A 22640-nucleotide genomic window follows, 5' to 3' on the forward strand; every position below is an offset into this window, starting at 1 on the left:
ACCGCCTTATACAGGCAGGAAGTTGATCGGGTGGCTGTCCGTCGCCCACAGGTACTGGACCGCGTACGCCCGCCACGGTCGCCAGGCCGCCGCTCGGGCCGTAAGTGCCGCGGGGGTGGAGGGCAGGCCCAACTCGGCGGCTGCGCGGCGGATGCCGAGGTCGGCGGGGAGGAAGGCGTCGGGGTCGCCGAGGGCGCGCATCGCGATGACGTCGACCGTCCAGGGGCCGAAGCCCGGCAGGCCCAGCAGCCGGGCGCGGGCCTCCGGCCAGTCGCTCTCCACGCCCAAATGGAGGGTGCCGTCGGCGAGTTGGCCGACCAGGGTGGTGAAGGTGGTACGGCGGGTCCGCGGCATCGCCAGTGAGGCGGGGGCCACGGCCGCCAGTGCCGCGGGGGACGGGAAGAGGTGGGTGAGGCCACCCTCCGGGTCGTCGACGGGGGTTCCGTGCGCGGTGACCAGACGGGCCGCGTGGGTGCGGGCGGCCGCCGTGGAGACCTGCTGGCCCAGTACGGCGCGTACGGCGAACTCCGCCTCGTCGACCGTGCGCGGGACACGTCGGCCGGGGGCCTTGTCCACGAGGGGTGCGAGGACCGGGTCCGTGCGCAGCTGCTCGTCGATCGCGACCGGGTCGGCGTCCAAGTCCAGCATGCGGCGGCAGCGGCTGATGGCGACGGTCAGGTCGCGCAGGTCGCTGAGGGTGAGGCGGCAGGCGATGTGGTCCGGCTGGGGGGTCAGGGCCACGATGCCATGGCCGTACGGCAGACGGAGCGTGCGGCGGTAGGCGCCGTCCCGCCACTCCTCCACACCCGGTACGGCGGTCGCCGCGAGGTGGCCGAAGAGGTTGTCGGGGTTGAGGGGGGCGCGGAAGGGGAGCCGGAGGGTGAGCGCACCCGAAGCACCCGGGGCGGCCTGTGCGGCCTGTGCGGCCGCGGCGGCTTGGGCGTTCTCCGGCAGCCGGGCCCGCAGCTCGCTCGGGGACAGGGCGAAGACCTCACGCACGGTGTCGTTGAAAGTGCGGATCGAGGAGAAGCCGGCGGCGAAGGCGATCTCCGCCATCGGGAGGGGGGTCGTCTCGATGAGGAGCCTGGCCGTCTGGGCGCGCTGGGCGCGGGCGAGGGCGAGGGGACCCGCGCCGAGCTCGGCGAGCAGCTGGCGTTCGATCTGCCGGGTGCTGTAGCCCAGGCGGGCGGCCAGGCCGGGCACGCCCTCACGGTCCACCACGCCGTCGGCGATCAGCCGCATGGCGCGGGCCACGAGGTCGGCCCGCTGGTTCCACTCCGGGGAGCCGGGGCTGGTGTCCGGTCGGCAGCGCTTGCAGGCCCGGAAACCGGCCTGCTGGCAGGCGGCCGCGCTGGGGTGGAAGGTCATGTTCTCGGGCTTCGGCGGCACGACCGGGCAGCTGGGCCGGCAGTAGATGCGGGTGGTGAGGACGGCCGTGAAGAACCATCCGTCGAAGCGTGCGTCCTTGGACTGGACGGCGCGTACACAGCGTTCCCGATCGGTGTGCATCCCGTTCTGCATGCGTCCAGCATCGGACACCCGCCCGGACGTGGCTGGCGGGAATCCGACATCAACCTTGGCTGTGCAGGGACTCGTTCATCTGCGTGTGTGTCGTGGGTAGGGTGCGCCTCATGGGTCAGGGCCGCGCAGCTGGGCAGGGAACAGTCCGTCGCGGGCGGTCGGGGTGACGTCGCCGGGCAGGGCGCCGGGCAGGGCACGGATGTGGCCGCTGTACGCGGCCGGGTTCACCACCGCGTTCGGCGCGCACGGCATCGCCGCGAACCTGGGCGGTGCCTCGGAGGACGCGGTGACCTCGCTGCTCGTCCTCGGCGGGCTGCTCGCGCTGTACGACGGGGCCGAGGTGCTGCTCAAGCCGGTGTTCGGGACGGTCGCCGACCGTGTCGGAGCGCGTCCGGTGCTCCTCGGCGGCCTCGTCGCCTTCGCCGCCGCGTCCGCGCTGTACGCCGCCGTGGGCAGCCCGGGCTGGTTGTGGGCCGCGCGACTGGGCCAGGGCGCTGCGGCATCCGCGTTCTCGCCTGCGGCGTCCGCGCTGGTGGCCCGGCTCAGTCCGGTGGCGGGCCACGGGCGGGCGTTCGGGAGTTACGGCTTCTACAAGTCCGTCGGCTACACGCTGGGGCCGCTGCTGGGCGGGGTGCTGGTGTGGGCGGGTGGGCTGCGGTTGCTGTTCGGGGTGCTTGCGGTGGTCGGGGCGGCGGTTGCCGTGTGGGCACTGGTCGCCGTGCCCGTCGTACCGCCGTTGCCGCGTGCCCGGCAGACCGTGCTCGATCTGGCGCGGCGGCTCGCCGATCCGGCGTTCCTGGTGCCGACGGGTGCGCTTGCGGGGGCGACCGCGGCGCTGTCCGTGGGCGTGGGGTTCCTGCCCGTGTCCGGGGCGGCGGCTGGGCTCGGGACGGTGGCGACGGGGGCGGCGGTGTCGGTGCTGGCGGGGTGTGCGGCGGTGGTCCAGCCGTGGGCCGGGCGGGCGTTGGACGCGGGGCGGATCGGTGTGCGCGGGGGGCTTGTGGGCGGTCTGCTGGTCGCTGCGGGCGGCCTGGGGTGTGCGACGGTGCCGGGGCCGGTGGGGGTGCTGGTCGCCGCCGCGCTGATCGGGGTCGGGACGGGACTGATCACCCCGCTCGGTTTCGCCGCGCTGGCCTCGGCGACTCCTCGGGAGCGGTTGGGGCAGACGATGGGGGCGGCGGAGCTGGGGCGGGAGCTGGGGGATGCGGGTGGGCCGTTGGTTGTTGCCGGGGTGGCTGCGGCTTTGACGTTGACGTATGGGTATGGGGTGTTGGCCGTGCTGTTGGCTGTGGGGCCGGTGGTGGGCTTGGTTCGGCGGCGCTGGTGAGGCGCCGGTGGGCGCGTGCGGCCGGCGGGGCGACGAACGCAGGCATGCCCGCGGATTGCGTGCCCGCCCGGCTCAGGTCGCCCTCTCCCCTCGTACGGTCAGTGCCCAGATCACCCACACGTCGATCGCCATCATCACGACCGCCCAGAACGGTGCGTACGGCAGGAAGAGGAACTGGGCGACCAGGCTGAGGGAGGCCAGGAAGATGCCGGTGAGGCGGGCCCAGGTCATGTTCTTGAGCAGGCCGCCGCCGGTGACGGCGGCCACCGCGCCGAGGATGACGTGGATCCAGCCCCAGCCGGTGAGGTCCAGTTCGTAGACGTACGTGCCGATGCGGGCGTAGACGTCGTCGTCGGCGATCGCGGCGATGCCCTGGAGGACGGCGAGTACGCCGCCGCACAGCAGGAGGACGCCTGCGAAGGTCACGCCGCCGCTCACCCGGCCGTCGCTCCGGTCCGGTGTGCGGCGCGGTGCCGTCCATGCCGTGCCTATCTCGCCCTGAGAGTCATGGCTCATGCCGTTGTCCCTTCCGTGTCCCCCTTGGTGTGCGTTCCTGCCGCCGCGTCCTCCGCCACGAAGTCCACGACGCTCAGCGCGAAGAGGAGCGTGAGCGCGAGGCCGATGACCACCCAGCCGGTGGGGTACGGCCACAGGACGTACGTCAGGACCGCCGCCGCGACCAGCAGCCAGGTGATCCAGGTGCGGAAGCGGTGCAGGAACGGGCCGACGGGGCCGGTTCGCAGCCCCGCCCGGTCCGCGGTCGCGCGGACCGCGTGGATGCCGGAGTGCCACAGCCGCCGTACGAGAGCGGCCCGGCGGCCCGGGCCGGTCAGCCAGGCGGCCACGGCGATCACCGCGCCGAGGGCCACCACCACCCGCACGCTGGTGCGCAGGAACCGGGTCAGCGTGTTGTAGACGGACTCGGCGGTGGGTGCGGAGACGCCGAGCGGGAGGGTGTCCAGGTACATCACCCGGAAGACCGTGAGGGCCACGCCCAGCAGCAGGGTGGTGAAGGCGAAGCACAACGAGGCGGCGATCAGTGTTCGCCGGCGGTGGCCCGAGAGCAGGACGCCCGCCGCGACCAGCAGGACCGCGACCACGGGCAGCCAGAATCCGGCGAGCTGCAGCAGGCGGAAGTACGTCTTGACCCTGCCGATGTCGTCCGACTCGAGGACGGTCAGTTCGGCGTGGACCCGCGGGATCTTCCCGGCCACCGTCATTCCGGCGTCGACGAGGCGCTGCTTGACCTGTTCCACCACGGGCCCGAGGTTCACGATCACCGAGTCGTTCTCGAGCCGCACCGAGCCGCGGCCGGTCAGCGCCTCGTTGAGGGCGGCGTGGATCCTGCGGTTGGCCTCGGTCCAGATCTGCCGGAAGACGTCGGACGACACGACGGCCTGCGCCTTGTCGTACACGAAGCTGCGGACGGCGCTTTCGAGGGAGTCGCCGAGCCTGCCGAGGGCCTCGTCGACGAGGGGGCGCTGCGCGGGGGCGACGCCCTCAAGGAGCGCGGGCAGGTCCAGGTGCCGCATCACCGCGTCCGTGACGCGGGTCGCGGCCTCGTCCCGCACGTTCCGGTCGGCGGCGAGGGGCGCGATCGTGTCGACGTAGCGGTCCGTGTCCCCCACCGTGTCGGCGGTCCAGGCGGCCACGACGCTCAGCGGGGCGAGCAGGCAGCCGAGGACGACGAGGACGAGGGCGGCGAGGGAACGCACCCGATGCCGCGGAGCACGTTTCGCCTCCAGCTCCGCGACACGTGCCCGCAGTCGGTCCAGCTCCGTCCGCGTGGCGTCGTCCGTGCCGGAGGCACCGCTGTCCGGCATGGCGGTCTCCTCGTCCATCGGTGCGGCCCGGTGGACTCAAGGACATCCCGCCCGTACGGCGGCGGCGAGCGTATCGGGGCCGTCCGGGTGAACGGCCCCGATACGCTCGAGCTCACATGTTGATCATGTGTCCGGCGAGGCCGTGGACCGCCTCCTGGATCGCCTCGCCGAGGGTCGGATGGCCGTGGACGTTGCGGGCCACCTCGTGGACGGTGAGGTCCCACTTCTGGGCCAGGGTCAGCTCGGGCAGCAGCTCGGTGACCTCGGGGCCGATCATGTGGCCGCCGATCAGCTCGCCGTACTTCGCGTCGCTGATGAGCTTCACGAAACCGGTCACGTCACCGAGGCCGTGCGCCTTGCCGTTGGCCGTGAAGGGGAACTTCGCCACCTTCACGTCGTAGCCGAGTTCGCGGGCCTGTGCCTCGGTGTAGCCGAAGCTGGCGATCTGCGGCTGGCAGTAGGTGGCGCGCGGGATCATCACGTAGTCGAGCTCCATGGTCTCCGCGTCGGCGATGGTCTCGGCGGCGACCACGCCCATCGCCTCGGCCGCGTGCGCGAGCATCAGCTTCGCGGTGACGTCGCCGATGGCGAAGATGTGCGGGACGGAGGTGCGGCAGCGGCCGTCGACGTCGATGGCGCCGCGGTCGGTGACGCGCACGCCGGTGTTCTCCAGGCCGTAGCCGGTGACGTTGGGCGCGAAGCCGATCGCCTGGAGGACCTTGTCGGCCTCCAGGACCTGCTGGGAGCCGTCCTTGGCGGTGACCGTGACGCGGACCTGCGGACCGGACTCGTCGATGGCATCGACCCGGGTCGAGGTGAGGACGTCGATGCCCAGCTTGCGGTACTGGCGGGCCAGTTCGGCGGACACCTCGGCGTCCTCCAGCGGGGCGGCGCGGTCGAGGAACTCCACGACCGTCACCTTCACGCCGTAGTTGTGCAGGACGTACGCGAACTCGATGCCGATGGCCCCGGCGCCCGCGATGACGATCGACTGCGGCAGGTCCTCGGCGAGGATCTGCTCCTCGAACGTCACCACACGCGAGGTGCGGCGGGTGCCGGGCAGCAGCTTCGGGGTGGCGCCGGTGGCGATGATGCAGTGGTCGAAGCCGATCGTGCGGGTGTTGCCGTCATAGCCGGCGACCTGGAGGGTGTGCGGGTCGAGGAAGGTGCCCCGGCCGTCGAACTCAGTGATCTTGTTCTTCTTCATCAGGTAGTGGACGCCCTTGACCCGGCCGTCGGCGACCTTGCGGCTGCGCCGGAACGCCTCGCCGTAGTCGAAGGAGACCTGCCCGTCGACCCGGATGCCGAAGGTCTTCGCCTCGCGGGTGAAGATGTGCGCCAGCTCGGCGTTGCGCAGCAGGGCCTTCGTGGGGATGCAGCCCACGTTCAGACAGACGCCGCCCCAGTACTTCTCCTCGACGACGGCGACGCGTTTGCCCAGCTGGGCGGCGCGGATCGCGGCGACGTAGCCGCCGGGGCCCGCGCCGAGGACCACGACGTCGAAACGCTCGTCCTGCTCGGCCATGGGAAGTTCCTTTTCGGTGTGGTTGAGAGCGTTGGCCAGAAGTGCTGCCCAACGGATTCTTTCGCCCCGTCTTGCTCCTCGCCACACCGATCACGGACCGGCCGGTGTGATCTATCCCGCGAACTCCCCGGCCGTGGGCCGCCGCGACACCGCCGTCGCCTCGCCGACGTCGGTCAGGGGGCGCAGCCGGTAGGTGTAGGAGTAGTCCCGGTCGGCGAAGAGCTTGTACTCGTCGTGGGTGTGCGCGCCCCAGCTGTTGTCGCCTCCGACGCCCATCTGCCGGTGGTTCACCCGTAGGACCACCTCGTCGCGTGGCGTGAGCTGGTAGTCGTGGCGTGCCCCGACGGACAGGTCCTCCGGGGTGAAGTGCGAGGCGTTGATCTCCACCAGCGGCTCGCCGGAGACGAGCAGACCGGTGCCGTCGCGGCCGGTGAGGGCCGCCCAGCGGACGTCGGTCCTGTTGCCGTTCTCCTGCGGGCGGATGTAGGGGGTCCACTGCCCGGAGACGGTCCCGGAGTACAGGCCCACGTCGGTGCCGTCGCGACGGTCCCAGTAGTTCTCCTCGGGTCCGCGGCCGTAGTAGTGCAGCCGCTCCAGCCGGCCCGGCAGGAACAGCAGGGTGCCGACCTCGGGGATGTACGGCAGGTTCGCGGCGCCGGGGTGCAGCGTGTTGTCGACCTTGATCTCGCCGTTGCCGAAGACCGTGTACGTGGTGGTGTACGTCGACTCGGTGGCCGTCGGCAGCGTGCCGCTCACCTTGATCTCGACGGCCCTGTCGCGCAGGGCACGCACGCCGACGCCGGTCACCTTGCGGCCCGCGCCCGCGTCGCGCCAGGTCTGGTTGCGGACGTGCTGGCCGTTTCCGCGGTCGTTGTCGGTGGGGGCACGCCAGAAGTTCGGCACGGGCCCGGAGGTGATCAGCCGGGTGCCGCCGGCCTCGTACGAGGTGATGGTCCCGCTGCGTTTGTCGACGGTGACGGAGAAGCCGTCGCCGGTGACGCTCACGGAGGTGTCGCTGTCGTCGTACGTCAGCTCGGGGACGCTCTCCAGCGGTACCGGCGTCACGGCCGGGCTGCCCGCGTCGAGCGGGAGCTGTGCCCTGGCCACCTCGAAGCCGGCCTTCGCCCACTTCGTGGGCTCCTTGGTGGTGAAGGACAGCTCCAGGAAGTACTCCGCGCCCGGCGCGGGGGAGGCCGGCAGCCGCACCGGCACGGTGATCTCCTTGCCGGCCAGCGGCGCGACGTCCAGCTGGTCCCGGGTCAGCCGTCCGCGCTGGACGACCTTGCCGTCGGCGACGACGGACCAACTCGCGTCGAACTCGCGGAGGTTGGTGAACAGGTACTCGTTGGTGAGGGTCACCGCGCCCGAGGTGCCCGTGGCGTTGATGGCCTGGTAGACCCGCTTGATCTCGGCTGCCTTGCCGGTGTGGCCGCGGTCGGCGGTGACGATGCCGTCCGCGACGAAGTTCCCGTCGTTGGGGTTGTCGCCCCAGTCGCCGCCGTACGCGAAGAAGGTCCGCTCGCCGGGCCGCTTCTCGGCGAGCCCGACGGTGGCCGCGTCGAACCAGAACCGCACCCCCTCGTCCCCCGGACCCCGGCTGTCGGAGGACAGCTCGGCGGCGCTCAGGGCGCGGGCGTAGACGCGCGCCCGGCGGATGGTGCCGCTGAACTCCCGCGTGAAGTTGTCGGCGTCGACGGCGAGCCCGAGGGGGGCGGTGTTGCTGCTCGGCCGCCGGGTGGTGGTCCGGGTGGCCCGGACGGTGCCGTCGACGTAGAGGGTCAGCGTGCCCGCGTCCGCGTCGAAGACACCCGCGATGTGGTGCTCGGTGCCGGTCCAGCCGTCCGGCAGCGCCCAGCCGGCGGAGACCCACTGGCCGCCGCCGTGGATGAAGAACTCGAGGGTCTTGTTCGTCTGTTTCAGGGCGTACTGGGTGTCCCCCTTGGCGAGGATCGGCTGGTGGTAACCGGTCACGTGCGGGGTGACCCACGCCTCCAGCGTCAGGGAGCCGGTGAGGTCGAGGCTCGCGTCGCGGGCGAAGAGGGTGGCGCCCAAGACGCCCTCGGCGCGGTCGATGGTGCCGCTGGGGGCGACGATCTCGCCCCTCAGCGCGCGGGGACCGGTCTCGGTCAGCAGTTTGCGCGTCGGGGTGGGCCAGCTCAGGGACTGGTCGACGAAGTCCCAGATCCAGCCGCCCTGGAGGACGTCGTGGCGGCGGACGATGTCCCAGTACTTCTTGAAGTTGCCGTTCGAGTTCCCCATCGCGTGGGAGTACTCGATCATGACGTACGGCCGGGTGTCGGCGGTGTCCTTCGCGCGGGCCTCGACGCGCGAGGGGCTGTCGTACATCTCGGAGCGGATGTCGCTGATGGCCGGCCGGTCGTCGCCCTCGTACTGGATGACGCGGGTCGGGTCGTACGACCGGATCCAGTCGTGCATGGCGACGAACGTGCTGCCGCCGCCCGCCTCGTTGCCGAGCGACCAGATGACGACCGAGGCGTGGTTCTTGTCGCGGTGGACCATGTTCTGGGCGCGGGCGACGCAGGCCCTGGTCCAGTCGGCGTGGTTGCCGGGGTACTCGCCGCGGATGCCGTGGGTCTCGAGGTTGGTCTCGTCGACCAGGTACAGGCCGTACTGGTCGGCGAGCTCCAGCCACTGCGGGTTGTTCGGGTAGTGCGAGGTGCGGACACTGTTCATGTTCATCCGCTTGATGATCCTGATGTCCTCGACCATGTCCGCGCGGGTGAGCGCCATGCCGCGGTCGGGGTGCATCTCGTGCCGGTTCGTGCCGCGGAAGGAGACGGGCTTGCCGTTGATGCGCATCAACCCGTCCTTGAGCGCGAACTCACGCACGCCGACGCGGTGCGAGAGGGTCTCGATCACCGTGCCCGCCGGGTCGCGCAGCCGCAGGACGGCGGTGTACAGGTACGGGTGCTCGGCCGACCAGAGCTTCGGCTCGGGAACGGCCTTCGCCGCCTGTACGGTCGTCTCGTCGCCGGCACCGAGGTCCACGGTCTGCTGCAGCGGGCGGGACCAGACCGCGTGTCCACGGGCGTCGTAGAGCTGGGTCTCGACGGAGTAGCGGCCGGCGCCGGAGCCGCCGTAGTCGCGCACGCTCGCGGTGACCGACAGCTCTGCGGCCGTGCAGTCGTCGCTCAAGGGGGTGTCCAGCTTGAAGTCGCGCAGGTGAACGGCCGGAGTGGAGTAGAGGTGGACCGAGCGGAAGATGCCGCTCACCCGGATCATGTCCTGGTCCTCGAGCCAGTCGCCGTCGGAGTAGCGGTACACCTCCACCGCGATCTGGTTCGTGCCCGGCCTGAGGTGCGGGGTGATGTCGTACTCGGCGGGGGTGAACGAGTCCTCGTGGTAGCCGACCAGCTCGCCGTTGATCCACACGTAGTGGGCGGACTTGACGCCCTCGAAGTGCAGGAACGTGCGGCGCCCGGCCCAGTCCCGGGGCACGGTGAAGGTGCGCCTGTACTGGCCCACGGGGTTGTAGCGGGTCGGGGCGGACGGGGGCTGCGGCTCCTCGCCGAGGCCGTTGGGGCCCCAGTACGGGTACGTGATGTTGACGTAGATCGGGAAGTCGTGGCCGTGCAGCTGCCAGACGGAGGGGACGGGGATGGTGTCCCAGTCGCTGTCGTCGAGGTCGGTGCGGTGGAAGTCGGCGTCCCGGTCGTCGGGGCGGTCGGCGTGGGCGAACTTCCACTTCCCGTCGAGGCTCAGCCGGTACGGCGAGCGTGTGCGGTCGGCGGCGAGGGCCTGGGCGACGGTCGCGTACGGCATGAGCGTGGTGTGCGGGGGCTCGGTTCCCAGCCGGAAGACGTCGATGCGGCCGTTCCACTCGGGGGTTTCCTCGGCCGCGTGCGCCTTGGCCGGGGCGGGGGTGCCGAGGGCGAGCGCGCCCAGGACCGCGGCTCCCCCCTCCAGGAGACGGCGACGACTGACGGGTGCTCGGTCGGGGCGGTTCCAGTGGTCCAGGGGTGTCACGCGCTCAACCTCCCGGTTTGGGGTGGAAGTTGATGTCGAGTCAGATCACGACCAGCGGTGGTGGCGTTGCTGCTGAGCCGGGCTCACCCTAAGACCCGAACACAAACCAATCAATGATCCTGTCGTAATGTGTGCGTTCTTGATGGGCCGTCTGGCTGAGAACAGCCGATGAGGCCAGGCGGGGGGGGGACAGGACCCGGCGGCCGGTCAGTAGACGTCGCGCACGTACCGCTTCTCGGTGGCGAGCTGCTTCACGTACGCCGCCGCCTCGGTCTCGCCCAGGCCGCCGTGGACGGTGGCGATGTCCTTGAGGGCCTGGTCGACGTCCTTGGCCATCCGGGAGGCGTCGCCGCAGACGTAGAAGTGGGCGCCGTCCTGGAGCCAGGACCAAAGGAGCGGGCCGTGTTCGCGCATGCGGTCCTGGACGTACACCTTGGCGCGCTGGTCGCGGGAGAACGCGGTGTCCAGGCGGGTGAGGGTGCCGTCGTCGAGGAAGGCGGCGAGCTCGTCCTGGTAGTAGAAGTCGGTGGCGCGGTGCTGCTCCCCGAAGAACAGCCAGTTGGGCGCACGGTGTCCGCGGGCGCGCCGCTCCTCGAGGAAGCCGAGGAAGGGCGCGACGCCGGTGCCGGGGCCGACCATCACCGTGGGGGTGGCCGGGTCGGCGGGCGGGCGGAAGTGCGGCGAGTGCTGGACGTGGACCGGTACCTCGGTGCCGGGTTCGGCGTCGGCGAGGAAGGGCGAGCAGACGCCCTGCCGGGGGCGGCCGGCCAGGTTCTCGTACCGGACGACGGAGACCGTCAGCGAGACCAGGTGCGGGTCGGTCAGCGGGCTGGACGATATGGAGTACAGGCGGGGCTGCATGCGGCCCAGCACACCGGCCCATTCCTGTGCCTCGGCCCGCACCCCGAACTCGGCCACGACGTCCACGGCCTGCCGTCCCCACGACCACCGTGCCAGCTCGCCCTTGTTGTCCGGCCGCAGCAGCTTCCGCAGCTCACGAGGGTCGCGGGCGCGTTCGGCGACGAAGCGCAGCAGGTCGGGGCCGATGCGGGTGATGTCCAGGTGCCGCAGCAGGGCGTCGCCGAGGGCCACCTCCCCGACGCCGTCGACCTGCACGGACGTCTGTGCGTCCAGGCCGGTGACGGTCAGCCACTCCGCCACGAGGCCCGTGGAGTTGAGCGGGCGCACCCCGAGGGCGTCGCCCGCCTCGTAGACGAGGGGCGTCTCGCTGTCGCGGGTGTCGAAGGTGAAGCGGCGCACCTCCTTGCCGGCACCGGGCAGGCTGAGCAGGCGGTTGCCGGTCAGGCGGGCGGTGACGGGGGCGGGGCGCCTGGTCTTCTTCGGTACGACGGGGGCCGGCGCCGGGGGGCTGCTCCGGAGGGCGGTGACCACGTGGTCGAGCCAGGCGTGGGCGGCGGTCTCGTAGTCCGGTTCGCAGTCCGTGCGCGGGGCCAGCCGGACCGCGCCCAGCTCGTCGAGACGCTGGTCGAGCCGCCGGCCGTGGCCGCAGAAGTCGTCGTACGAGGAGTCCCCGAAGGCGAGGACGGCGTAGCGCCGCCCCTCCAGGCGCCCGGCGTCGGGAGCGGCCAGGGTGTCCCAGAAGCCGCTGCCGTTGTCGGGGGCGTCACCGTCGCCGAACGTGCTGGTGATCACCAGCAGGTCGGCGTCGGAGGGCAGGGCCATGTGGTCGGCCTCGTCCATGGCCACCAGGGAGGCGGCGTGTCCGTCGGCGATGAGGCGCTCGGCGGTGGCCGCCGCGAAATCCTCGGCGTTGCCGGTCTGCGAGGCCCAGAGGATCACGACCTGACGGCGGAGCGTGGGCTGGGGCTGCGATGCGGTGGCGGTCCGGGAGTACATCCCGGCGAGCGTGCCGTTCACCCACAGGGCGTGCTCGGGACTGAAGGGGGCGTCCGGCGGGAGGACGGGTACGCCGGGGGCGCCGGCCGGGATGCCGGCGAGGAAGCCGACCAGGTAATGCCGTTCGCTCTCGGTGAGGACCGGGGGCGGGGCGGGTTCGAGGCCGAAGACGGCGGCGGCGGAGGGGAGGACGACGGTCGGGGTGAGGACGGCAGGGGCCGTCTCCGTCGCGTCGGGCGCCGGCTCCTTCACCGGTGTCTGCACCGTCACCGGGGTGGACACCTTCGTCAGCGACACCGCGCACACCTTCAGCTCGGGCTGGAAGGACAGCGGGTCGACGGCGTCGCTGGTGACCGCGTTGACGCTCAGGTACTCGCCGAACAGGTCGTTCCAGTGGAACGGCGCGAAACAGGATCCCGGACGCACCCGGTCGGTGACGACCGCGGGCAGCACGGCGCGCCCGCGCCGCGAGGCGACCTCCACCGAGTCGCCGTCGGCGAGGCCCAGCCCGGCCGCGTCCTGCGGGTGGATCTCGACGAAGGGGCCGGGGTTGAGCTTGTTCAGTTTGGGCACCTTCGCCGTCTTGGTCAGCGTGTGCCACTGGTGCTGAAGGCGGCCGGTGTTCAGGACGTACGGGTAGTCGTCGTCCGGCATCTCGGCCGGCGGGAGGTGCGGGCGGGCGTGGAAGGCGGCGCGGCCGCTCGGGGTGGGGAAGGTGAGGGAGCCGTCGTCGTGGACGTACCGGACGGGGTTGCGGTCGGGGCCGTCCTCGGTGGGCGCGGGCCACTGCACGGACGTGTCGCGCAGCCGGTCGTAGGTGACGCCGCGCAGGTCGTAGCCGGTCTTGGGGTTCCAGGCCTGCTTGATCTCCTCGAAGACCTGCTCGGCGCTGTCGTACGAGAAGCCCTTCTCGTACCCCATCTCGCGGGCGACCGCGGCGATGATCCGCCAGTCGGCCATCGCCTCGCCGGGCGGGTCGGCGGCGGGCCGGGCGAGGGTGAGGTTGCGCTCGCTGTTGATGAAGACGCCCTCGGTCTCGGTCCACAGGGCGCCGGGCAGGACGATGTCGGCGTACGCGTTGGTCTCGGTGTCGGCGAACACGTCCTGCGTGACGACGAGCTCGGCGGCCTCCAGGCCCTCGATGACCGTCTTGCGGTTGGCGACGGAGGCGACCGGGTTGGTGCAGATGATCCAGCAGGCCTTGATCTCGCCGTCGGCCATCTTCTGGAACATCTCGATGGTGCCCTTGCCGACGCCGTCGGCGCGGACGGTTCCCGGGGGCAGCTCCCACAGCTCCTCGACGAAGGCGCGCTCGTCCTCGACGAGGACGGACCGCTGGCCCGGGAGCCCGGGCCCCATGTAGCCCATTTCCCGGCCGCCCATGGCGTTGGGCTGCCCGGTGAGGGAGAAGGGGCCGCTGCCGGGCCGGCAGATCGCGCCGGTCGCGAGATGCAGGTTGACCAGGGCGTTGGTGTTCCAGGTGCCGTGCGTGGACTGGTTCAGGCCCATCGTCCAGCAGCTGGTCCACTCCCCCGCCTCGCCGATCAGCCGGGCCGCCTCGCGCAGGTCGTCCTCCGGGATGCCGGTGATCTCCGCGACGGCGGCGGGCGGGTAGTCGGCGAGGAACTCCGGCATCGCCTCCCAGCCCTCGGTGTGGGCGGCGATGAAGTCGGGGTCGGTGTGGCCGTCGTCGTGCAGGAGGTGGAGCAGGCCGTTCAGCAGAGCGAGGTCGGTACCGGGCTTGACCTGCAGGAACAGATCGGCCTTCGCTGCCGTGGCGGTGCGGCGGGGGTCCACGACGATCAGCTTCGCCCCCGCCGACTTCACGCGCTCCATCATCCGCAGGTAGAGGATGGGGTGGCAGTCGGCCATGTTCGAGCCGATGACGAGGAAGAGGTCGGCCCTGTCGAAGTCCTGGTAGGAGCCGGGCGGCCCGTCCGCGCCGAGGCTCAGTTTGTAACCGGTGCCGGCGCTGGCCATGCACAGCCGGGAGTTCGACTCGATCTGGTTGGTCCGCAGGAAGCCCTTGGCCAGCTTGTTCGCCAGGTACTGCGCCTCGAGGCTCATCTGGCCGGAGACGTAGAGGGCGACCGCGTCGGGCCCGTGCTCGTCGACGATCGCGCGCAGCCGCCGGGCCGTCTCGGCGATCGCGGCGTCCACCGGCGCGGGCTCGGGCTCCTCGCCCCGGTCCGCCCGGACCAGGGCCGTGGTCAGCCGTCCCGGTGCGCTGAGCATGTCGGCGGTGGTGGCGCCCTTGGTGCACAGCCGGCCGAAGTTCGCGGGGTGCTCCTTGTCGCCGGACGCCTTCAGGACCGTACGGCGGCCGTCGGGGCCCATGCCGATGTCGAGGACCATGCCGCAGCCCACACCGCAGTACGAGCAGACCGTCCGCACCGTGGACGTGCCGTCGGTCCGCGAGTCCGGTGCGGCCACGGGCGCCCCCTTTCTCGTGCTCGGGCCTGGTTCGATACGTCATCACGGTACGAACGGCTCATTACGCCGATGTCTCCTCGGCCGATCATGGGGAGTTAAGCGGCGCGCACAGGGTGGGGGTGGGTGGTGTGAGCGGGGGCTTCGCGGGGCGGGACGCCCCGGCATGTGAGGGACGTAACAGTGCCTACGTGGTCGATTGCGTAATTCCACCGATGCCTGCACCGGACACCGATGGGACGCTCACTCGAAAAGAGGTTCGAGGAGGCGTGATGGCAACAGAGGACGGGGGATCCCCTGCCACGGTCGACCGGCCCTCCGTGGCGGTCCGGGGCGTTCTCGCCTACATCGGGTTGTCGATCGCCGTCGGCGGGCTGTACATGGCGGTGGTGTTCGGTGCGAGGGTCCTCGCCGGTGCCGGGTGGGTGGGCACTCCGGGCCGGCTCGCGGTCGAGGAGTGCGTGGACGTCGAGTCGGTGACGTCCGACCGTGACACCGTCCGGACGTACTGGTGCTCCGGCACCTTCCACCCGGACGACGGCGGACCGGAGATCGAGGACGTCACGCTCAAGGGCGGGCGCGGCGATGCGTACGTCCCTCCGCGGCCGGGGAGCCGGTGCTACGGCGACCGGCCGGACCGTCCCTGGTGGTGCGAGGGGGACCGGCCGACCTCGGTGGCGGTGCGCTACCTGGACGGCAAGGCGTGGATGTTCGGCAGCGGCATGTGGCTGCCGGGCACGGTGGCGCTCCTCGGCCTGTGCGGCTCAGGGCTGGGGCTGCTGCTGGTCGCCCATCAACTGGTGTGGCCGGACCCCGAACGGCGGCCACGGTGGCTGCGGCGCGCCACGTACGGCTGCTGCGGTGCGGGGATGGCCGGTTGGCTGGCGTTTCTCGCCGCGCTGGCCTTCGACGTCAACGGCTGAGACCGGCCGGACGACCGCCGTCAACCGACCTGTCCCGCGAACGCCCCGTACGCCCGCTCGTCGAACAGGACGAACCTCACCTCGTCGACCGCCGTGTCCGCCGCCCGTACCGTCTCCACCGCGATTCGGGCGCCGTCGTCGATCGGCCAGCCGTAGATCCCGGTGGAGATCGCCGGGAACGCGACCGTCTTCGCCCCCAGTTCGTCGGCCACTCGCAGCGACTCCCGGTAGCAGGAGGCCAGCAGGTCCGAGCGGTCCTCGGCGGCGGACCAGACCGGACCCACCGTGTGGATCACCCAGCGTGCGTCCAGCTCCCCCGCGGTCGTGGCGACCGCCTGCCCTGTGGGCAGACCCTTGCCGTACCGGGAGGCACGGAGTTTGCGGCAGTCGTCCAGGATCGCGGGACCGCCGCGGCGGTGGATCGCGCCGTCGACTCCTCCCCCGCCGAGAAGGGAGGAGTTCGCCGCGTTGACGATCGCGTCGACGCTCTCGCGTGTGATGTCACCCTGAACGAGCGTGATGGTGGTCATGTCTGCCTCTATACCAGCCCTGATCACGCCAAGCAGGTCGTCACTACTGCGGGGGCTGCTCGACGGGATCGGTCACAAGAGGTCCTCCTTGAGGCCGAGTCCGGTCAACCGGTCGCGGGCCCAGGCGAGTTCGGCCGCGATGCCGCCGGCCAGGTCGGCGGGCGGTTCGGGGAGGACGGACCAGGTGTAGGTCTCGACCTCGATGTGGTCGCAGTCGGCCGAGGGCCCGCCGAGCAGTCCCTCCAGAACCTGGCACAGGTGGTCGGCGGTGGTGCTGAGGGGTGGTTCGGGTTCGGTGTGCAGCGGGGCGTGGAAGTGGACGCGCCACGGGCCGCTGTCGTCCGGCAGTCCGCCGTCCAGGGCGTCCGGCAGGTCGTCGACCCCCAGGACCGCGTTGGCGGTCACCGTGCGCGTCTGGTGCAGGAACCGCGGTTCGGCGAGCCGCCGCAGGGCCGTGCGGGCGACCGGGTCCGCCGGATCCAGGGCCTCGACGGCGCAGGACGCCTGGAGCTTGACCACGGGCATACCGGCGTCCGCGAGCCGCCGCAGGGCCGCCGCGGGGTGCTCGAACTGGACGGCGAGATGACAGGCGTCGAGGCAGACGCCGAGCCGGTCGGGGTCGAGGCCGCCGAGTTCGCGTACCGCTTGGGCGGTCGTCTCGACGACACAGCCGGGTTCGGGTTCGAAGCCGACCCGGATACGCCGGCCCGTCCACGCCTCCAGGGCGTCGAGGCCGGTGGCCAGCCGGTCCAGGGCGCGGCGGGCGTCCTCGGCGCTCGCCCGGGGCCACGGGGTCCGCCAGGCCAGCGGCAGCGTGGAGACGCTTCCCCGGTCGATGTCATCGGGGAGCAGGGCGGCGAGGACCCGGGCGCACTCGAGGGTGTACTCCAGCCGCTCCTGGTCGGCCCAGTCGGGCTCGTACACGTCCTTCTTGACGACCTCGCGGTGGAAGCCGGTGTACGGGAAGGCGTTGAGGGTGACGGTCTCCAGGCCGCGCGTGCGCAGTTCGGCCTTGAGCCGTGCCAACGCGCCCTCGTCGGCGACGAGTTCGGTGACGACGTCCCGGGCCAGCCACAGCCCGATGCCGAGCCGGTCGACCTCGAGGTGCTCGCGTACCGGCTCGGCGTGGTCGGCGAGTTGGGCGATCACGCCCTGGAGGCTCTCCGCCTGGTGGACGTTGCTGCAGTAGCCGAGGTGGACGGTGGTGCCGTCCGGATGCAGGAAGCGCATGCTCACGCTCCCCCGCGCCGGATGGAGTTGCCGTCGGCGAGGCGCACGGCAGACCGGGATCCGAAGCGGAATACCGCTTTCCGATCTTTCATGGCCGCACCTTACTCGCGGCACTTGAACATTCAGTCATCTACTCCCAGGTAAGCGAAGTGACATAGACGACACTGGTTTTCCTTACCGGAAAGCGCCAACCAGGAGTAGAGGTAGGTGATTTGAGTCGGCTCAGGGCTGCTGCCGCAGCCGCCTCCACACCGCTTTGGCCGCGTTGTGCCCCGACATCCCGTGCACGCCGGGTCCCGGCGGGGTGGCCGACGAGCAGATGAAGACGGCCGGGTGCGGGGTGCTGTAGGGGAACAGGGAAAGTCTGGGGCGCAGCAGGGTCTGCAGGCCGGCCACCGCGCCGGAGGAGATGTCGCCGCCGACGTAGTTGGCGTTGCGGGCGGCGAGTTCGGGCGGTCCCGCGGTGGCGCGGGCGAGGACGCGGTCGCGGAACCCCGGGGCGAAACGCTCCAGTTGGCGCTCGATGGCGTCCGTGAGGTCTCCGGTCCAGCCGTGCGGCACATGGCCGTACGCCCAGAAGACGTGCTTGCCGGCCGGGGCACGGGTCGGGTCGACGAGGCTGGGCTGCACGGTGATCATGAACGGCCGGTCTGGCGCACGGCCCTCCCGGGATACCGCGCGCAGGGCCGCGTCGATCTCCGCGCTGCTCGCGCCGATCTGCACGGTGCCCGCGGTGCGCGCCTCCTTCGCCGTCCACGGGACGGGGCCGTCCAGCGCGTAGTCGACCTTGAAGACACCGGGGCCGTACCGGAAGCCCTCGTAGTAGCGGCCGAAGCCGGCGATGCGGGCCAGGGCGGTGGGTGAGGTGTCGAAGACGTAGGCGCGGGCGGGCGGCAGGTCGTCGAGGCGCTTGACCTCGTAGTCGGTGTGGATGGTGCCGCCGAGGTCCTTCAGGTGGGCGGCGAGGGCGTCCGAGATGGCTTGGGAGCCGCCGCGGGCCACGGGCCAGCCGCGGGCATGGGCGGCGAGGGCGAAGACCAGGCCGATGGCGCCGGTGGCGAGCCCGCTGAGCGGGGCCATGACATGGGCGACGAGGCCTGCGAAGAGGGTCTTGGCCCGCTCGTCGCGGAAGCGGCGGGTCAGCCAGGTCGACGGGGGCAGCCCGACCAGACCGAAACGGGCGAGGGTGACCGGGTCCCGGGGCAGCGCGGTGCGCGGCAGGGACATGAAGTCGCGGGCCAGGGTGTCCCACCTGGGCAGGAAAGGCTCGACCAGTCTCCGGTACGCCCCCGCGTCGCGCGGCCCGAAGGAGGCGGCCGTCTCGGCGACCGAGCGGGACAGCACGGCGGCGGTGCCGTCGGTGAAGGGGTGCGCCATGGGCAGCTCGGCGTGCAGCCATTCGAGGCCGTAGCGCTCGAGGGGCAGGGCCCGGAACGCCGGGGAGTTGATGCCGAGCGGATGCGCCGCGGAGCACGGGTCGTGGCGGAAGCCGGGCAGGGTGAGCTCCTCGGTGCGGGCTCCCCCGCCCACCGTGTCACGCGCCTCGAAGAGGGCCACGGCGAAGCCGCGGCGGGCCAGCTCCACAGCAGCGGTCAGTCCGTTCGGCCCCGCACCCACCACGCACGCATCGAGCATCGACGGCACCTTCGGACCCCTTCGTCAGCCGATGGCCAGAGGATCAGGATATGCCGGGGCACTGACGGCGTCCGGACGTGGGCGGAGTCCGGCGGGTGCCGCGGATTCGCGCTCCCGGATCCGTTTCCGCACGTGGCCCGGGCACCCCCCGAAATCAGGCCACGTCCGACAGCAGCCCCGCCACCCGGCGCGCCGTGGCCGCGTCCCGTGCCGTCGTGAACGGCAGGGCGTTGCCGCCGGTGATGCGGAACGGCTCGCCGGTGACGGTGAGATGGGCGCCGCCCGCCTCCTCGACCAGCAGCAGACCCGCGGCGTGGTCCCAGGCTGCCTCCCAGGAGAACGTCGTGGCGTCCAACTCGCCCCGGGCGACGGCGAGATACTCAAGGCCCGCCGAACCGCAGGCGCGAGGTGTGACGCCGTCGGTCCACAGGCCGAGCAGCGCGCGCTTCTGCTCCTCGGTCGTGTAGTCCGGGTGGGAGGTGGCGATTTCGAGGTCGCGGCCGGGGGCGGGCGGACCGGCGAACAGCCGCTCTCCGTCGAGGAACGCGCCGCCGCCCCGTACGGCCGTGGCAAGTTGGTCGCGTGCGGGCGCGTAGATCCACGAGGCGAGCAGGACTCCGTGCCGGGCGAGTGCGACCATCGTGCAGAACCCCTCCTCGCCGCGTACGAACTGCCGTGTCCCGTCGACCGGATCGACGATCCAGACGGGTGCGTCGCCGCGTATCGCCTCGTATGTCGCGGGGTTGGCGTGCACCGCTTCCTCGCCCACCACGACGGAGCCGGGCAGGAGGGCGCCGAGCGTGTCGGTGAGGAAGCGCTCCGCCAGCCGGTCGGCGTCCGTCACCAGGTCGTGCGGGCCGTTCTTCTGATCGACCTCGTGCTCGGCGAGCCGGCGGAAGCGGGGCATGATCTCGGCCGCGGCCGCCTTGCGGACCGCATCCTCCACGTCGGCCGAGTGGCGGGCGAGAAACTCGTCGATGGTTTCCGTTTCTTCGATCATGCCTCCATGAGAGCACGCGCCACTGACAATCCCCGCCCGCCCGGTGCACACGGGGTGGAATCGGCATGAACTCCCGGTCCCGGGATCACCGGGCCGGGATCACCTGCCCACCGCGTACCCCTGCATCCCCCGCGGGTTCGCGGCCGCCGACAGGATCCCGGTCGCCGGGTCCCGCGCAACCACGCACAGCCGCCCCTCCGACCAGGCGTCGCCGACGGTCACGTCGTGCCCGCGCCGCCGCAGCTCCGCCACCACCTCCGCGTCCGTGCGGGCCTCCACGGTGACGCTGCCCGGGCGCATGCCGCGCGGGTGGAAGGAGCCCGGGAAGCCGTCGTTGTGCCAGTTCGGGGCGTCGATCGCGCCCTGGAGGTCGAGGCCACCGCGGATCCGGTCGCGCAGGGCGACGGCCAGGAAGAAGTGCAGCTGCCACTGGTCCTGCTGGTCCCCGCCGGGCGTGCCGAACGCCATGACGGGCATCCCGTCGCGCAGGGCGATCGAGGGCGTGAGGGTGGTGCGAGGCCTGCGGCCCGGCGTCAGGGAGTTGGGCAGGCCCTCCTCCAGCCAGGCCATCTGCAGCCGGGTGCCGAGCGGGAAGCCCAGTTCGGGCACGACCGGGTTGGACTGCAGCCAGCCGCCGCTGGGCGTGGCGGCGACCATGTTGCCCCAGCGGTCGACGACGTCGAGGTGGCAGGTGTCGCCGCGGGTGCCGCCGTCGGCGGCGACGGTCGGCTCGCCGGCGCCCATGGCGCTGAACCCCGGCTCGTCCCGCACGACCACGTGCGCGTGCGCGCTGAGCCGCGGGGTGCGCCCGCCGGGGCTGCCGGGCCGCAGCTCGTACGAGGCCTTGTCCCCGACCAGCGCGCGCCGGGCCGCGTTGTAGTCCCCCGACAGCAGCTCACCGAGGGGCACGTCCGCCGCGTCGCCGTACCAGGCCTCCCGGTCGGCCATGGCGAGCTTGCAGCCCTCGACCAGCAGGTGGACGTACTCGGCGCAGCCGTGGGCGGGCAGCTCGGGCGGAAGCAGGGCGAGCTGCTGGAGGAAGGCCGGGCCCTGGCTCCAGGGGCCCGCCTTGCACACGGTCCAGCCGTTCCAGTCGTAGGTCACCGGCGCCTCGTAGGTCGCGGACCAGCCGGCGAGGTCGGCGGCCGTGAGCGTGCCGGTGTGGCGCTCGCCGCTGGTGTCCAGGGTGGGCCGCCGGGCCTGACGTACCAGCGCCTCGGCGACGAACCCGGCCCGCCACACCTCCCGCGCGGCCTCGATCTGCGCCTCGCGGGCGCCGGCTCCCTCGACCTCGGCGAGCAGCCGCCTCCAGGTGCCGGCGAGGGCGGGATTGCGGAACAGTTCACCGGGCCGTGGTGCCTTCCCGCCCGGCAGGTACACCGCCGCCGACGAAGTCCACTCCGTCTCGAACAGCTCCCGCACGCTCTCGACGGTCGCGCCGACGTTGTCCACGGGCGCGTGCCCGTGCCCGGCGTACCCGATGGCGTACTTCAGGACGTCGGCGAGGGGCTTGGTGCCGTGGTCGCGGAGCAGGAGCATCCAGGCGTCGAAGGCGCCGGGGACGGCGGCGGCGAGAGGTCCCGTCCCGGGCACGAGATCCAGCCCCAGCCCCCGGTAGTGCGCGACCGTGGCCCCCGCCGGCGCCACACCCTGCCCGCACAGCACCCGCACCTCCCCGCCGGCCGGCGCGAGCAGGATCGGCACCTCCCCGGCGGGCCCGTTGAGATGCGGCTCGACGACGTGCAGGACGAACGCTCCCGCCACGGCCGCGTCATAGGCGTTGCCCCCGTCCTCCAGCACGGCCATCGCCGACTGCGAGGCCAGCCAGTGCGTGGAGGAGACCATGCCGAAAGTGCCCTGGAGGGTGGGGCGGGTGGTGAACACGGGTGACTCCTCACTGCGTGACGGCGACCCCGTGATCGTACGGATCGCGTCAGAACTCCGAGGTGGAGTGCACCCGGATCCGGCAGGTGCGCAACACCGCACCGGCACAAAGACATAACCGGGCACACGGCGCGTCAACGGCGCGCGACTGTGACCGTACGGGCACGCTGCGAGTTCTTGCTTCCGCGCCACAGGGAGTCATGTGACACTGGCGTCCCGTCCGCAGTGTGGACTCGCTCCGCCCCGTCCCCCACGAAAAGTGAGCCGTTGCGTTCCCTTCCTCTGCCGCTCGCCCTGACCGCGCGCCTGTCCCCAGTCGTCGTGCTCGCCTGCATGGGCTGGGCCCTCTCGTCCGGCCCGCTCGCCGCGGCACCGACCGCCGACCACGAGTCGACCGGGAAGAGCAAGACCCAGTCGACCGAGGCCCCTTCGGACACGGCGGCATCGAAGACGTACGCGGCCGCCCCTGCGCCCTGCACGAGTGTGACCGCCGCGACGATCAAGTCCCTCGTACCGGGCGCCAAGACGGCCGGCAAGGAGATCGCGTCGACGGACACGAAGGTGCGGCGCACCTGCTCCTGGAACGCGCTCAAGGGGTACGACTACCGCTGGCTCGACGTGTCCTTCGAGATCACGGAATCGGATGAAGCGGCACAAACCTCCTACAAGGAGCATCTTGCGGAGAAGAGCGGCGGCGGGGCCGTTCCGGGCCTCGGCGACTCCGCCTACTCCGTGGTGAACCTCACCACGGAGGACAAGCAGCAGACGCGCGAGGGCGTGGTGGTCGTCCGGGCGTCCAACGCGCTGGTGGTCCTCACCTACAACGGCAGCGACTTCGAGACGAAGAAGGCGCCCAGCACGGACGAGATCAACAAGGGCGCCATCAAGGCGGCCAAGGACGCGGTGGCCGCCCTGCAGAACGGCCAGAAGGTCTGAGAGGAGGGCGGCCGGAAGACCGGCCGCCCTCC

General features: G+C 71.9%; 14 protein-coding genes. 3 read left to right on the top strand and 11 right to left on the bottom strand.

Annotated elements, in window-relative coordinates; all coding sequences use genetic code 11:
• Window positions 1-6: 6 nt before the first annotated feature.
• Complete coding sequence (locus ABZO29_RS10695; RefSeq protein WP_367319914.1) at window positions 7-1521, bottom strand: AlkA N-terminal domain-containing protein; 1515 nt, start codon at window positions 1519-1521, stop codon at window positions 7-9.
• A gap of 199 nt (window positions 1522-1720) precedes the next feature.
• Between ABZO29_RS10695 and ABZO29_RS10700 the strand changes: the two genes are divergently transcribed.
• Window positions 1721-2848, top strand: a complete 1128-nt coding sequence (locus tag ABZO29_RS10700) for an MFS transporter (RefSeq protein WP_367319915.1) — start codon at window positions 1721-1723, stop codon at window positions 2846-2848.
• Between the two features lie 72 nt (window positions 2849-2920).
• On the opposite strand, the gene ABZO29_RS10705 is transcribed toward ABZO29_RS10700, so the two are convergent.
• From ABZO29_RS10705 to ABZO29_RS10725, 5 genes are all read right to left on the bottom strand, one after another.
• Complete coding sequence (locus ABZO29_RS10705) at window positions 2921-3364, bottom strand: hypothetical protein (protein ID WP_367319916.1); 444 nt, start codon at window positions 3362-3364, stop codon at window positions 2921-2923.
• A complete protein-coding gene (locus ABZO29_RS10710) occupies window positions 3361-4671 on the bottom strand; it encodes a hypothetical protein (protein ID WP_367319917.1) in 1311 nt (436 codons plus the stop codon). The genes ABZO29_RS10705 and ABZO29_RS10710 overlap by 4 nt, the downstream gene beginning before the upstream one ends.
• 112 nt (window positions 4672-4783) lie before the next feature.
• Entirely contained in the window at window positions 4784-6196 is a 1413-nt protein-coding gene (gene lpdA / locus ABZO29_RS10715) for a dihydrolipoyl dehydrogenase (RefSeq protein ID WP_367319918.1), read from the bottom strand.
• A gap of 111 nt (window positions 6197-6307) precedes the next feature.
• Entirely contained in the window at window positions 6308-10183 is a 3876-nt protein-coding gene (locus tag ABZO29_RS10720) for a glycoside hydrolase family 2 TIM barrel-domain containing protein (RefSeq protein WP_367319919.1), read from the bottom strand.
• 207 nt (window positions 10184-10390) lie between these two features.
• Complete coding sequence (locus ABZO29_RS10725) at window positions 10391-14473, bottom strand: molybdopterin-dependent oxidoreductase (protein WP_367319920.1); 4083 nt, start codon at window positions 14471-14473, stop codon at window positions 10391-10393.
• A gap of 269 nt (window positions 14474-14742) precedes the next feature.
• Between ABZO29_RS10725 and ABZO29_RS10730 the strand changes: the two genes are divergently transcribed.
• Window positions 14743-15393 carry a hypothetical protein gene (locus tag ABZO29_RS10730; RefSeq protein WP_367319921.1) on the top strand — a complete coding sequence of 217 codons (651 nt, stop codon included), beginning with the start codon at window positions 14743-14745 and terminating at the stop codon, window positions 15391-15393.
• 20 nt (window positions 15394-15413) lie between these two features.
• On the opposite strand, the gene ABZO29_RS10735 is transcribed toward ABZO29_RS10730, so the two are convergent.
• The 5 genes from ABZO29_RS10735 to ABZO29_RS10755 all read right to left on the bottom strand — a co-directional run bounded on the left by ABZO29_RS10735 (window position 15414) and on the right by ABZO29_RS10755 (window position 21672).
• Window positions 15414-15923: an O-acetyl-ADP-ribose deacetylase gene (locus tag ABZO29_RS10735; protein ID WP_367319922.1), complete on the bottom strand. Its 510-nt coding sequence runs from the start codon at window positions 15921-15923 to the stop codon at window positions 15414-15416.
• 72 nt (window positions 15924-15995) lie between these two features.
• Window positions 15996-17153 carry a metabolite traffic protein EboE gene (gene eboE / locus ABZO29_RS10740; RefSeq protein WP_367319923.1) on the bottom strand — a complete coding sequence of 386 codons (1158 nt, stop codon included), beginning with the start codon at window positions 17151-17153 and terminating at the stop codon, window positions 15996-15998.
• A 222-nt stretch (window positions 17154-17375) separates the two neighbouring features.
• The gene (locus tag ABZO29_RS10745) at window positions 17376-18788 is read right to left on the bottom strand and encodes a phytoene desaturase family protein (protein ID WP_367319924.1); all 1413 of its coding nucleotides are present in this window, start codon (window positions 18786-18788) and stop codon (window positions 17376-17378) included.
• Between the two features lie 154 nt (window positions 18789-18942).
• Entirely contained in the window at window positions 18943-19788 is an 846-nt protein-coding gene (locus ABZO29_RS10750; protein WP_367319925.1) for an inositol monophosphatase, read from the bottom strand.
• Between the two features lie 99 nt (window positions 19789-19887).
• Window positions 19888-21672, bottom strand: a complete 1785-nt coding sequence (locus ABZO29_RS10755; protein ID WP_367319926.1) for a gamma-glutamyltransferase family protein — start codon at window positions 21670-21672, stop codon at window positions 19888-19890.
• 267 nt (window positions 21673-21939) lie between these two features.
• Here ABZO29_RS10755 and ABZO29_RS10760 point away from each other — a divergent pair, with 267 nt between their 5' ends.
• Window positions 21940-22608 (top strand): hypothetical protein, encoded by a 669-nt coding sequence (locus ABZO29_RS10760; RefSeq protein WP_367319927.1) that lies wholly within the window; start codon window positions 21940-21942, stop codon window positions 22606-22608.
• Window positions 22609-22640 lie beyond the last annotated feature (32 nt).

The organism is Streptomyces sp. HUAS ZL42, assembly GCF_040782645.1.
Classification (GTDB): Bacteria; Actinomycetota; Actinomycetes; order Streptomycetales; family Streptomycetaceae; genus Streptomyces.

Excerpts from the sequence above, each read along its gene's own strand:
- ABZO29_RS10705 (WP_367319916.1), bottom strand. The coding sequence starts at position 3,364 with ATGAGCCATGACTCTCAGGGCGAGATAGGCACGGCATGGACGGCACCG.
- ABZO29_RS10710 (WP_367319917.1), bottom strand. The coding sequence starts at position 4,671 with ATGCCGGACAGCGGTGCCTCCGGCACGGACGACGCCACGCGGACGGAG.
- lpdA (WP_367319918.1), bottom strand. The coding sequence starts at position 6,196 with ATGGCCGAGCAGGACGAGCGTTTCGACGTCGTGGTCCTCGGCGCGGGC.
- ABZO29_RS10695 (WP_367319914.1), bottom strand. The coding sequence starts at position 1,521 with ATGCAGAACGGGATGCACACCGATCGGGAACGCTGTGTACGCGCCGTC.
- ABZO29_RS10750 (WP_367319925.1), bottom strand. The coding sequence starts at position 19,788 with ATGATCGAAGAAACGGAAACCATCGACGAGTTTCTCGCCCGCCACTCG.
- ABZO29_RS10700 (WP_367319915.1), top strand. The coding sequence starts at position 1,721 with ATGTGGCCGCTGTACGCGGCCGGGTTCACCACCGCGTTCGGCGCGCAC.
- ABZO29_RS10730 (WP_367319921.1), top strand. The coding sequence starts at position 14,743 with ATGGCAACAGAGGACGGGGGATCCCCTGCCACGGTCGACCGGCCCTCC.
- ABZO29_RS10735 (WP_367319922.1), bottom strand. The coding sequence starts at position 15,923 with ATGACCACCATCACGCTCGTTCAGGGTGACATCACACGCGAGAGCGTC.
- eboE (WP_367319923.1), bottom strand. The coding sequence starts at position 17,153 with ATGCGCTTCCTGCATCCGGACGGCACCACCGTCCACCTCGGCTACTGC.
- ABZO29_RS10745 (WP_367319924.1), bottom strand. The coding sequence starts at position 18,788 with ATGCTCGATGCGTGCGTGGTGGGTGCGGGGCCGAACGGACTGACCGCT.